The 13,552-nt window shown below is 35.4% G+C and carries 9 protein-coding genes, 1 pseudogene and 1 other annotated feature; of the genes and pseudogenes, 8 read left to right on the top strand and 2 right to left on the bottom strand.

What is annotated here, in order from left to right; genetic code table 11:
- Positions 1–110: 110 nt before the first annotated feature.
- Complete coding sequence (locus V7056_RS06890) at positions 111–1,193, bottom strand: nitric oxide synthase oxygenase (RefSeq protein ID WP_499700504.1); 1,083 nt, start codon at positions 1,191–1,193, stop codon at positions 111–113.
- A 200-nt stretch (positions 1,194–1,393) separates the two neighbouring features.
- On the opposite strand from V7056_RS06890, the gene V7056_RS06885 reads away from it, so the two are divergent.
- The 4 genes from V7056_RS06885 to V7056_RS06870 all read left to right on the top strand — a co-directional run bounded on the left by V7056_RS06885 (position 1,394) and on the right by V7056_RS06870 (position 7,495).
- Entirely contained in the window at positions 1,394–2,803 is a 1,410-nt protein-coding gene (locus tag V7056_RS06885; protein ID WP_499700502.1) for an MATE family efflux transporter, read from the top strand.
- A gap of 94 nt (positions 2,804–2,897) precedes the next feature.
- Entirely contained in the window at positions 2,898–3,983 is a 1,086-nt protein-coding gene (locus tag V7056_RS06880) for a M42 family metallopeptidase (protein ID WP_499700500.1), read from the top strand.
- Positions 3,984–4,554: 571 nt separating this feature from the next.
- The gene (locus V7056_RS06875) at positions 4,555–5,757 is read left to right on the top strand and encodes a quaternary amine ABC transporter ATP-binding protein (protein ID WP_499700498.1); all 1,203 of its coding nucleotides are present in this window, start codon (positions 4,555–4,557) and stop codon (positions 5,755–5,757) included.
- 4 nt (positions 5,758–5,761) lie between these two features.
- Positions 5,762–7,495, top strand: coding sequence for a glycine betaine ABC transporter substrate-binding protein (locus V7056_RS06870; RefSeq protein ID WP_499700496.1), 1,734 nt, complete (start codon positions 5,762–5,764; stop codon positions 7,493–7,495).
- A gap of 95 nt (positions 7,496–7,590) precedes the next feature.
- Here the strand turns inward: V7056_RS06870 and sspI are convergent, their stop codons facing one another.
- Complete coding sequence (gene sspI, locus V7056_RS06865) at positions 7,591–7,800, bottom strand: small acid-soluble spore protein SspI (RefSeq protein WP_499700494.1); 210 nt, start codon at positions 7,798–7,800, stop codon at positions 7,591–7,593.
- A 104-nt stretch (positions 7,801–7,904) separates the two neighbouring features.
- On the opposite strand from sspI, the gene V7056_RS06860 reads away from it, so the two are divergent.
- The 4 genes and pseudogenes from V7056_RS06860 to V7056_RS06845 form a co-directional block, all read left to right on the top strand.
- Positions 7,905–8,654 carry a TrmH family RNA methyltransferase gene (locus V7056_RS06860; RefSeq protein WP_499700492.1) on the top strand — a complete coding sequence of 250 codons (750 nt, stop codon included), beginning with the start codon at positions 7,905–7,907 and terminating at the stop codon, positions 8,652–8,654.
- 485 nt (positions 8,655–9,139) lie between these two features.
- Positions 9,140–9,381: a binding site (T-box leader), on the top strand.
- A 67-nt stretch (positions 9,382–9,448) separates the two neighbouring features.
- Positions 9,449–10,483: a phenylalanine--tRNA ligase subunit alpha gene (gene pheS, locus V7056_RS06855; protein ID WP_499700490.1), complete on the top strand. Its 1,035-nt coding sequence runs from the start codon at positions 9,449–9,451 to the stop codon at positions 10,481–10,483.
- 18 nt (positions 10,484–10,501) lie between these two features.
- Entirely contained in the window at positions 10,502–12,916 is a 2,415-nt protein-coding gene (gene pheT, locus V7056_RS06850; RefSeq protein ID WP_499700488.1) for a phenylalanine--tRNA ligase subunit beta, read from the top strand.
- A gap of 225 nt (positions 12,917–13,141) precedes the next feature.
- Positions 13,142–13,552, top strand: a pseudogene (locus V7056_RS06845) (hypothetical protein); the annotation flags it as partial.

Raw genomic sequence — 13,552 nt, 5'->3', positions numbered from 1 at the left:
AGCAAAATTGAGAGGTATGAAGGTAAGAAATGTGATCAGAAAACGAAATAAAGCGTACTCAGAAAAAATTTCTAAGCACGCTTTATGTTAGTTTAATCAATTAATAATTCTTAATTGGTTTTATTGTTAGGAAAAAAATTAGGTTTGATAATCGTATTCTCATATCTATTATGGAATATATGCGTTGTAGCTGGAGACATTGGTGGTATAAGCCATCCCCAGTTACCTGTAAGTTCTCTTCCGCATGTTGATTCTTGTTTTTCAAATTGTTGAAATTGCTGAGCAGCTGAATGGTGATCTACAATACTAACACCATTTTTTTTGAACGAATGTAAAACTGCTATGTTTAATTCAACTAATGCTCGGTCTTTCCATAAGGTACTATTTCTTTTCGTATCTAATCCGATTAAGTCAGCCACCTGTGGAAGCATATTATACCGGAATTCGTCAGCGAAGTTTCGTGCACCTATTTCAGTTCCCATGTACCAGCCGTTGAATGGAGCAGCACTATATGTTATGCCACCGATTTCCAATCGCATATCTGAAATCATTGGTACTGCATACCACTTTGCTTGTAACGGAGAAAAGTCAAATTCAGGATGCTCAATTGGAACTTCTAAAATTATTTCTTGAGGCACTGAAAACCATTTTTTCTCTTGTCCATCGATAGTATAAACAATTGGTAATATATCAAAATTTGTTTTCTTACCTTCCCAACCTAGACTTTCACACTCTTTTGTAAAAGGAATAGATTTTGGATCACCGATGATTCCTTGTTCAGTCTCATAGCCGGCATAACGAAGAAGCTGATGGTTAAAAATATGTATACAGTCAGTTTCATCTAAACAAGGCTTAAAAATTGTAATTGTCGGAAGAATCTTACCAGCATTCGTAGCGTAATGAATGTGATGAATGATTTCTTGTTGAACACCCTCATCATCATTTATATGGCGAGCGTCTAGAACTCGAAGTTTATCCCAAAATAATCTACCGATGCATCGGTTACTATTTCTCCATGCCAACTTAGCACCATGTTCGATTTCTTGGTAGGTATGTGTATAGTAGCCAGTTGATTTTATTTCATTTTCAATATCTTTTAAACGTTCTTCTATTCGATCAGCGATATTAAGCTCTTCATAGCACTGCGAAATGAAATGTTTTGCTTCTTTATATAAAACAGTTGTTGTAATCATTATTGTCTCCAGAGATTGTATTTAAAAATGTACTTTTCCATTGTAAGCTTAATTATGCTTTACTTCAAATCGCAATTATGAAATTAGTGTGAATTATGATTTGAATATGGATCATAATGTAGAGTGAATTATTTATCTAATTGCAATTGTTCTGTTACGATGATTAATAGAGTAATATTTTATAGAAATGGAGGGATATGATGTTTAAGCCCAAAAACCTACACGGCAATCAATTAACTGAAGGACCAATAGCGAAAACATTATTCTTCTTTTCTTTGCCAATGCTTTTAGGAAATGTACTGCAGTCCTTAAATGGTTCAATTAATTCAATTTGGGTAGGAAAGTTTTTAGGTGAACAAGCATTAGCGGCTACTTCTAATGCGAATATATTAATGTTCTTTTTGTCAGGAGCCATTTTTGGGATTTCTATGGCAGCAGTTATTTTAATAGCACAAAATATAGGTGCTAAGAATATTAGTGAAGCGAAAAGAGTAGTAGGTACAAGCTTAGCCTTGTTTATTGCCCTTTCCTTAATAGTAGCAATCATTGGTTTTGTATTTTCTCCAACAATTTTAAAGCTTATGAATACACCTGGGGATACGATCAATTTTGCGATCTCTTATACTCGTATGATGTTTTTAGGCACTCCATTTATGTTTGCTTACACACTTGTTATGGCAATCATGAGAGGGTCTGGTGATTCGAAAACTCCATTTTACTTTTTACTATTATCTGTTGGATTAGATGTTATATTAAACCCATTTTTCATAAAAGGTATTGGACCTTTTCCTGAAATGGGTATATCTGGGTCGGGCTTCGCTTCATTAATAGCTCAAACTTTTAGTTTTGTTTTGTTAGTGATAACGATTTATTCAAAAAAGTATTTTTTAAGACTACAAAAAGAAGAGTTAAACTTAGTTAGGTTTGATTGGGGCTTAATAAAGGTACTAATTGTAAAAGGTATACCGATGGGTTTACAAATGATCGTTGTTTCTTCAGCGAATTTAGCACTCTTTCACTTAGTAAATTCATTTGGATCTGAATCTACAGCTGCTTTTGGTGTGGCGTTTCAACTTTCAAGTTATATTCAAATGCCCGCAATGGCAATTGGTGGAGCAGTGACATCAATGGTAGCACAGTGTATTGGTGCAGGGAAGTTGGAAAGAATTGGACGTATTGCTTTGATCGGTGTTTTGTTCAATGTGATTTGGACAGGTGGTCTTGTTCTTTTATTAAATATATTTAGTAAGCAAGCTTTTTCATTATTTTTACCAACGACTGGGCATGCAATTGATTTAGGAGTGACAATTAGTTATATTATGTTTTGGCCATATATCTTATTCGGTGTAACGTTGGTTCTTGCAGGGGTTGTCAGATCAACGGGAGCAGTTATGCCTCCATTACTATTTACTTTTTGTGCGATGTGGTTAGTACGGAATCCAGTCGCATATTATTTAGGACATCAGTATGGCTTTTTAAGTATTTGGGGGAGCTTTGGAATTGCATTTACAGTAGCAGTTCTATGTCATATCCTTTATTACTTTTTTGGGAATTGGAAGAAAGCTACTTTTCAACATGGTCCAAAAGGAAGTGTAAAAGATGTAGGTTAAAGATTAAATATTCTTATGATTTTGTCAAAAAGATAGGCTAATTGTATAATAGATAATGTACATAAACATTAATTAGAAAAAAGGATGGATGACCTTGTCTACTTTAGATGCTAAGTTACAAATGTTAAAAGAGTTAACAGATGCAAATGGTGTAGCTGGTTTTGAACATGAACCACGCGAAGTAATGAAGAAATATATAACGCCATTTGCTGATGAAGTTACGACGGATAATTTAGGTAGCTTAATTGCTGTGAAAACAGGAGATGCTAATGGGCCAAGAATTGAAGTTGCCGGGCACCTTGATGAGGTTGGATTTATGGTCACACAGATTGATGATAAAGGCTTTTTACGTTTTCAAACAATCGGTGGATGGTGGTCTCAGGTAATGCTAGCTCAACGTGTTACGATTACAACTAAAGAAGGTAATGTAACAGGTATTATTGGATCAAAACCACCGCATATTATGAGTCCTGAGGCTAGAAGAAAAGTAGTCGATATTAAAGATATGTTTATCGATATCGGTGCTTCAAGTAAAGAAGAAGCATTAGAATTTGGAGTACGTCCTGGAGATCAAGTGGTTCCTTATTTTGAATTCCAGACAATGAAAAATGAAAAATTATTATTAGCAAAAGCATGGGATAATCGAATTGGTTGTGCAATTGCGATTGATGTATTAGAACAATTACAAAACCAACCGCATCCAAATATTGTGTTTGGTGTTGGTACTGTACAAGAAGAAGTTGGACTACGTGGCGCTAAAACATCTACTTATAAAATTGATCCAGATATTGGTTTTGCACTAGATGTTGGTGTTGCAGGTGATATGCCAGGAGTTTCAGAAAGAGAAGCTCAAGGCAAATTAGGAAAAGGTCCACAAATAGTTCTTTATGATGCTTCAATGGTATCTCACAAAGACTTACGTGAGTTTGTTGTAAATGTTGCAGATGAAATTGGTATTCCTTATCAATACGATGCAATGCCAGGTGGAGGAACAGATGCAGGCGCGATGCATATTACAATGAAAGGTGTACCGTCGCTTGCCATTACTATTCCAACTAGATATATTCACTCACATTCTGGTATCCTACACCGTGATGACTATGAAAACACTGTAAAACTTATTGTAGAAGTCATTAAACGTTTAGATCGCGAAACTGTCGATCGATTAACTTATAACTAAGTAAAACCCCCTCAAGCATCTTGAGGGGGTTTATTTAATTTATATTTGCTAGTGATGATAGATCTTACGGCCAGTCGTTTCATTAACACTTACAATTTGAAAATAGGTGGATTTTTGGAATTACCTTTAGTGAGAAAAGCTAGTTTTTAATTAAGTTTAGATAAAAAACATTACCATTTTGTAATATATATTGACAGTAGCAAAACGCTTTGTTCTAAAAGGCTTAGAACGGTATAACCTAAAAAATGGAATAAACTGGTTAAAAGTCTGTAATCAAATGTATCATTGTTAACATTGTTCTGACATAGTTTTGTCATAGTTTATTGTTAACATTAATAGCAGATAAACTTTCCACTACATTTAAATGAATCTTGGAACGACATTTCTTCTTCCAAGAGAGACAAATTGTAGCATGCCAAGACTTTTTAAGTACTTGGCTACTTTTATTGTTCATGCTTTATTGCATGTTTACTTTTTTGAATATTCTTTCTTTAAAAAGCTGCCGTCATCATAAAAACATTATGTATTGGAAAAAGTATTTATATTAATAATTTTAAAACGGGGTGAGTTGATGAAATCAAAAGTTGTAGTGAAAAATGTAACGAAGGTTTTCGGTAAATCGCCTAAAAATGCCATAAAGTTACTTGAGAAAGGTTACTCAAAAAAAGAAATTTTAAAAGAAACTGGCGTAACAATTGGTGTAAATGATGCTAATTTTGAAATTTACCCAGGTGAAATTTTTGTTGTTATGGGCTTATCAGGCAGCGGGAAGTCGACATTAATTAGAATGTTAAATCGATTAATTGATCCCACAACTGGTCAAATATTAATTGACGACGAAGATATAGTGAAAATGAATGCACAGCAGTTAAGGGATGTTCGTCGAAAAAAAATCAGTATGGTATTTCAAAACTTTGCATTATTCCCACATAAAACAGTTTTAGAGAATACGGAATATGGACTTGAAATACAAAATATTTCTGCACAAGAAAGAACTGAAAAAGCAAAAAAATCTTTAGAAATTGTAGGATTAAAAGGCTATGAAAATCAATATCCTTCTCAACTAAGTGGAGGTATGCAGCAAAGGGTTGGCCTAGCGAGAGCTCTGACGAGTGATACGGATATTTTGCTTATGGATGAGGCCTTCAGTGCGCTCGATCCATTAATCAGGAAAGACATGCAGGATGAACTGTTAGAATTACAAGAGACGATGAAGAAAACAATTATTTTTATCACCCACGATCTTGATGAAGCATTAAGAATTGGCGACAGAATTGCATTAATGAAGGACGGACATATTATACAAATTGGTTCGCCAGAAGAAATTATGGTTAATCCAGCAAATGAATATGTAGAGCGATTTGTAGAAGATGTTGATTTGTCGAAAGTATTAACAGCGGCAAATGTTCTTAAGCGCGCAGAAAGAATAACGCCAGACCGTGGTCCAAGGGTAGCACTTCAAATTATGAGAGATCAAGGATATTCAAGCATATTTGTTGTAGATCGTAGATTAAAATTACTTGGAGCAATAACGGCTGACGAAGCATCACTTGCATTGAGAGAAAATAAAAGTGTTGAAGAAGTCATGCAAAAAGATATTGTGGTAGTTTCTGAAGAAACACTTCTTACAGATGTAATCGAATCGCTTGCGACTTCGGTTCTGCCTCTTGCTGTTGTTGACAAAGAAAATAGATTAAAAGGTGTCATCATCAGAGGTGCGGTAATTGGAGCACTTGCAGGTAAAAAAGAAGATTTAAATATAAAAGGGGGTTAATGTAATGGGGATGCATAAATTACCGTTAGCAGATTGGATTGATGCCATTGTTGATTTTATCATCAAACATTTCAATCCGCTATTCAGTACAATCACAAACATCACAGAAACCCTATTAGATATCTTTGTAAAGGTTTTAGGAATAGGTCCTTCGATTGTGTTAATTTTGTTTATCACATTATTAGCATTTTATACAAGTCGATGGACAGTAGGGTTATTTACTTTTCTAGGTTTACTTTTAATTGATAATTTAGGACTTTGGGATGCAACAATTGAATCATTAGCTTTAATATTATCCTCGGTTATCATAACGATGGTAATCGGGATCCCACTTGGTATATGGGCTTCGCAAAACGATCGAGTGAAACAGGTCATTACGCCGATTCTCGATTTTATGCAAACAATGCCGGCATTCGTGTATTTGATACCAGCTATTCTCTTTTTCGGGATTGGTGTTGTGCCAGGTATTTTAGCATCTGTTATTTTCGCAGTACCGCCTACAATAAGACTTACAAATCTTGGTATCCGAGAAGTCCCAAATGACTTAATTGAAGCGACTAATGCATTTGGTTCAACAACTTGGCAAAAACTCATGAAGGTACAGCTACCATTGGCTGCTCCTACGATTTTAGCAGGTGTGAATCAAAGTATTATGTTATCACTATCGATGGTTGTTATTGCATCTTTAGTTGGTGCGCCAGGTTTAGGGGCAGAGGTTTATCGTGCTGTCACACAAATAAAAGTTGGTGAAGGATTTGAAGCGGGTCTATCGATTGTAATCATTGCTATTATTCTTGATAGAATCTCACAAAACTTAAGGAAACCTGTTTATGGCAATCAGTTTGCTAAAAAATATGTATATGGATTTGTTACACTAATCTTTTTCATTTCTTTCCTTACAACTGCTTTCACAGTAGGTACAGCTGACAAAACATCTTCTAATAAAGTAGGAGATCAAGTACAGTATGAAATTACGGGGATTGATCCAGGTGCAGGTCTGATGAAGGCAACCGAAAAAGCAATGAGTGATTATGGCTTAAAAGATTGGACTTTAAAAGAAGGTTCATCTGCTGCAATGACTGCAGAACTCAAAAAAGCTTATGAACAAAAAGAACCAATCATTGTTACTGGTTGGACGCCACACTGGATGTTTACAAAATATAAATTGAAATATTTAGAAGATCCAAAAGGATCATTTGGAAAAGATGAATCAATCCACACGATGGTCAGAAAAGGATTAAAAGAAAAAAATCCTGGTGCATTCAAAATTCTTGATCAATTTTACTGGAAACCATCTGATATGGAAAAAGTAATGAGTGATGTTCAAGAAGGAACAAAGCCAGAGGAAGCTGCTAAAAATTGGGTAGACAATCATGATGATATCGTAGCCAAGTGGACGAAGGATGTCCCAAAAGGCAATGGCCAGAAAATAAGCCTTGTTTATGTTGCTTGGGAATCTGAAATTGCCAGCACGAATGTGATTGGTACAGTTCTAAAACAACAAGGTTATGATGTAACGCTAAAACAAGTTGAAGCAGGTCCTATGTTTGCAGGTGTAGCAGATGGAAGCGCTGATGCATTAGTAGCAGCATGGCTACCAACTACACATAGTGATTATATAAATGAATATAAAAGTAAGCTGGTCGATCTTGGACCGAACTTAGAAGGTACAAAATTAGGATTAACTGTTCCAGAATATATGGATATTGATTCAATAGAAGACTTAAAAACTAGATAACAACTTAATTGGAATAGTTCGTCAAAGAAGCCTCGAGCAATTAGTTCGAGGCTTCTACTTTTTTAACTAAAAAAAGACTAAAACAATGAAAGTATTTAACCTTGTATTCCACCCTCAATAACAGCTAATAACTCATGTTTTTGTTCTTCTGAAGCATGATTCCAAAATAACTCTAATAAAACACCTAATCCAGGTAATACTTTTTCCTCACCACTTTGAATTGCATCTACAATTGTAGCTTCTAATTGATCACTTTTGTTACCAGTAATATTGTGAAGAACTGCTCCACGAATGTTAAAATTCATTTGAATTCTCCTTTCATATTGTGCTTTAAGTAGTATTTGTAAACAGTATCAAATTTATGTATTATTATCTTTATGATATACGAAGAAAGGTATAAGGTTATAATATGAAACGAATTGATTCGATACAGAATAACTCTGTTAAAGCTTGGAAAAAATTGCATACAAAAAAGGGTCGAGAGAAAGCCAAACAATATATTGTAGAAGGTTTTCATCTAGTGGAAGAAGCAATTAAGAATGATGCGCCGATCCTACATTTATTACTTTCGGAAGAAATCGATTTACCATCTAGCTTTTCACCAGGCTCTTTTGAGTTAACATATATTTCTAAAGAAGTTAGTAAAGAATTAAGTGAAACTGAAACAACACAAGGTATTTACGCAATCATCGAATTTTCATATATGAGGGTAGACTTTGCAAAAGTATCTAAATTATTATTAATTGATGAAGTTCAAGATCCTGGAAACGTTGGTACAATGATCAGAACAGCGGACGCTGCTGGATATGATGCAGTTATACTTGGGACTGGTACAAGCGATTTATATAATTCGAAAACGATTCGTTCAACACAAGGCTCTTTATTCCATATGCCTATTTTACGTGGAGACTTAATCGAAGTGATCTCAGAATTAAAAGAACAGGGAATATTGGTATACGGAACTTCATTACAAAATGCTAAACCATTTAATGAAGTCAAAGCGACTAATCGTTTTGCCATAATTGTTGGTAATGAGGGAAAAGGAGTCAATTCTAACCTACTTTCTTTGTCGGACGAAAACCTTTATATCCCAATTTACGGAAAAGCAGAATCATTAAACGTAGGAATCGCAGCAGGAATATTAATGTATAGCTTATAAATAAAGAGGTGCAAATTTGCACCTCTTTTTCTTTTGCAATTTTATGAGCAAAGCCTATATTTTAAAACGCTGAGTTTCATTTTCTAACTCTTCAGCGATTGCTGATAAAGACTGAGAGGCTGCAGAGATTTGTTCTAAGCTTGCTGACCTGATAATAAAAATTCTATTTCCTTTGCATGATTTACATCATTCGTTTGATCTTCTATTAAAGAAATTGAGTTAATATTTTTTTACCTATTTAAAAGTTATAAGTAAACATTGATATGGTTAATAATATAATAATTGAAAATCCAACGATTAACTGATTTCTTATTTTCAATCAAAAATTCCTCCAATTTGACTGTATTCAATTATTAATATGATTTTCGTCATGTAAAGAATGAGTGTTTTGTGGAGTGATTAAGATAATGTGATAGAAAAATCACACGTAGAGCAGTTGCAATAATTCAAAAATATCACTATAATAAGTTAAGAAAATTTAATATATAAATGCGATGATAGAGACTAGTAAATTTGAGTACCCTATATAGGGAGAAAGTGCCTGAGACTGAAAGCACTTTTATAGGAAATTAAATTGAATTCACCTCTTGAGCTGGCGCCGGGACCATTAAATATGTAAAGGCGACTCGGTCAAATAGACCGTTACATGAATGAAGTGAGCAGTAGAAGTGCAACGATGCACTAACTGTTAATTAGGGTGGTACCGCGATCAATCCTCGTCCCTTTTTGGGAGCGAGGTTTTTTTATGTTTAAAAATGTATGAAAAAAATGGTAGAAGTATAGGAGGAATAAAGATGCAAGAGCGTTTAGTTTCTTTACAAGCAGAAGCGATTAAACAAATTGAAGAGGCACAAGATTTAAAAGCCTTAAATGAAGTACGTATCGCTTACCTTGGGAAAAAAGGTCCAATTACAGAGGCAATGAAAGCAATGAAGGATTTATCTCCTGAAGAGCGTCCAAAAATGGGAGCAGTTGCAAATGAGGTACGTGCAGCAATTCAAGAAAAACTTGAGGCTAAACAAGTTTTACTAGAACAAAGTGCTATAAATGAAAAATTAGAAAGCGAAAGTATCGATGTAACATTACCTGGACGTCCTGTTCAAGCTGGTGGTGCGCATCCTTTAAGAGCTGTCATTCAAGAAATTGAAGACTTATTTATCGGAATGGGTTATGAAGTAGTTGAAGGACCTGAAGTTGAAAAAGATTATTATAACTTCGAAGCGCTAAATCTTCCAAAAGGTCACCCTGCTCGTGATATGCAAGATTCATTCTACATTACTGAAGAAACTTTAATGAGAACTCATACATCTCCAGTTCAAGCAAGAACAATGGAAGCGAATGTTGAAAAAGGGCCAATCAAGATTATTTGTCCGGGTAAAGTTTACCGTCGTGATGATGATGATGCTACTCACTCACATCAATTTATGCAAATTGAAGGTTTAGTAATTGGTGAAAACATTTCAATGAGTGATTTAAAAGGAACATTACAACTTTTTGCGAAAAAAATGTTTGGTGAAGATCGAGAAATTCGTTTACGCCCAAGTTTCTTCCCATTTACTGAGCCATCAGTAGAGATGGACATTTCTTGTATGAAGTGTGGTGGAAAAGGCTGTAATATGTGTAAACATACAGGTTGGATCGAAATTTTAGGTGCAGGTATGGTTCATCCAAATGTACTTGATATGGCTGGTTATAACTCGAAGGAAGTTCAAGGATTTGCATTTGGAATGGGTCCTGAGCGTATTGCACTGTTAAAATACGGCATTGATGATATCCGTCATTTCTATACAAACGATATTAGATTCTTAAAGCAATTCCAACAAATGTAAGGTAGGAGGGGACAAAACATGTTTGTTTCAACAAAATGGTTACAAGAATACGTTGATTTAAGTGGTGTTACACCAGAAGAACTTGCAAAATTAATCACAAAAGCTGGTATTGAAGTTGAAGGTGTTAACAATCTTTCTGAAGGAATTAAAAATGTTGTAGTAGGCTATGTAATGGAACGTGAACAACATCCAGAAGCTGATAAGTTATCAAAATGTACAGTTGATGTTGGGGAAGAACAGCCCGTACAAATTATTTGTGGTGCACCGAATGTGGCTAAAGGTCAAAAGGTTATCGTTGCAAAAATTGGTGCAGTATTACCTGGAAACTTTAAAATTAAAAAAGCAAAATTACGTGGTGAAGTTTCTGAAGGAATGATTTGTTCTCTTCAAGAACTAGGAGTAGAAGGGAAAGTAGTTGGGAAGGAATTTTCGAACGGAATTTTCGTTCTACCTAGTGATGCAGAAGTTGGTGCGGATGCATTAGAAGTTCTACATCGTGATGACGCTGTATTAGAATTAGGTTTAACACCGAATCGTGCGGATTGTTTAAATATGATTGGAGTAGCTTATGAAGTTGCTGCAATTTTAGATAAAGATGTGAAATTACCAGCAGTTGCAACAGAAGAGTCTGGATCTGCAGACTTTATCAGTGTTTCAGTAGAATCAAAGGAAGATGCTCCATACTATAGCGCAAAATTAGTTAAAGGCGTAAAAGTTGGTCCTTCTCCATTGTGGATGCAAGCTCGTTTAATGAGTGCAGGTATTCGTCCAATTAATAATATAGTTGATATTACAAACTATATTTTAATTGAATACGGTCAACCCTTACATGCATTTGATAATAACAAGTTAAATAGCAAACAAATCATCGTTAGAAATGCAAAATCTAATGAAACAATTACGACATTAGATGGGGAAGAACGTACATTACAACCGCATCATTTAGTAATCGCAACAGAAAATGAAGCGGTTGCGATCGCTGGTGTAATGGGTGGTCAATCAACTGAGGTTGACGAGAATACCGTAGATGTATTAATTGAATCAGCTGTTTTCAAAGGTCAAACAGTTCGTCAAACTTCAAAAGACCTAGGTTTACGTAGTGAATCAAGTGCACGTTTTGAAAAAGGAATTGATTCATCTCGTACTTACTCTGCATCTGAACGTGCTGCTCAGTTAATGGCAGAGCTTGCAGGAGGTACGATTGTAGAAGGCACTGTAGTTGCTAATCATCTTGTAAATAATGCACCAGAAGTTTCTGTTGCAGTTAGTAAAATAAATAATGTACTTGGTACTTCGATTGATGCTGATACAGTTAAAGATATCTTCCGTCGATTACGTCTAGAAGCGAAACAAGATGGGGAGCTTTTCACTGTAACAGTTCCTAGTCGCCGTGGAGATATTACGATTGAAGAAGACTTAGTTGAAGAAGTGGGTAGAATGTTTGGTTACGATCACATCCCTGCAACATTGCCAACAGGAGTAGCTAGCCGTGGACAATTAACTGTTTATCAAGCAAAACGTCGTAGAGCTCGTCAGTTTTTACAACATGCAGGTTTATTTGAAGCAGTTACTTATTCATTAACTAGTAATAGTAAAGTAAAACGTTTTGCATTAGAATCTGGTGATGCAAAGCCAGTTCGTTTATCCTTACCAATGAGTGAAGAAAGAAGTGAGCTACGCTTTAGTTTAGTACCTCATTTATTAGACGCAGTAGCTTATAATGTTGCTCGTAAAGAGGAAAATGTACAATTATTTGAAACAGGCTCAGTTTTCTTAACATTAGAAAACAATGAACTTCCTCGTGAAGAAGAGTATTTAGCAGGTGCCTTAACAGGATCATGGTTACAACATGCATGGCAAGGTGAGAAAAAAGCTGTTGATTTTTATGTTGTAAAAGGAATATTAGATGGTTTATTTAATGAATTAGGGCTATCAGATAAAATTTCTTATGTTGCATCAAAAAAAGAAGATCTACACCCAGGTCGTACAGCAAGTATATTAGTAAACAACGAAGAAATTGGGTTCATTGGCCAAGTACATCCAGTAACTCAAAAAGAATGGGATATTAAAGAGACATATGTATTCCAATTATCACTTGCAAAACTATTTAATACAGAAGTAGATGATATTTTATATAACGCAATTCCGCGTTTCCCAGCTATGAATCGTGATATGGCACTTGTAGTAGATTCAGCTGTTTTTGCTGGAGATATTTTATCTACGATTGTTCAAGTAGGTGGAAAATTGTTGAAAGAAGCAATCATTTTTGACTTATATGAAGGTGATAAAATGGAAGCAGGTAAAAAATCTGTTGCGTTCTCACTAACGTATTATGATCCAGAGCGTACTTTAACAGACGAAGAAGTGACAAAATCTCATCAAAAAGTATTAAAAGCCGTTGAAGAAACTCATAGTGCTCAGTTAAGAGGCTAATGACAAGTTCATATAATATAGAATATTAATGAAAAACCAGGAATCTAATCGATTCCTGGTTTCTTCGTTTTAGGCGATTTTGGTAAACTACTTAAAGAATTTAAATAGAGTAATCACCTATTTTTTTCCATTTTTTACTCATTTTTGTATTGTGAATGAACCAATTTGTCCTTTTTTTATAATATAAACTGTACAACTAATTTATTAAACGAGAGGTGTTTTTAATTGCCATTACCACCACCAAGATCGCCATTCCCTCCATTTCCACCAGAACCACCATTCCCACCATTCCCGCCATTTGGTCCAACAGGTCCAACAGGTCCAACAGGCCCAACAGGCCAAAATGGCCTAATTGGCCCAACGGGTGTAACGGGTCCTAAAGGTGAAAGAGGAAAAAGAGGTAAAGACGGAGACGACGGAGAAAGAGGAAAAAGAGGCCATATGGGTCCAATGGGACCAATGGGTCCAATGGGACCAATGGGTCCAATGGGTCCAATGGGTCCGATGGGACCAATGGGGCCAACAGCACCAGCAGTCCCAGGAGCAACGGGAGCAACGGGAGCAACAGGAGCAACAGGACCTTCAGGAGGACCTCCAGGAGCAACGGGAGCAACAGGTGCACCAGGAACAGCAGGA

The sequence above is a fragment of the Bacillus sp. JJ664 genome (assembly GCF_036962205.1).
Lineage (GTDB): Bacteria > Bacillota > Bacilli > Bacillales > Bacillaceae_G > Gottfriedia.
Note: the sequence above shows the minus strand (reverse complement) of the source record. Positions and strands in the feature narration are given on the sequence as shown.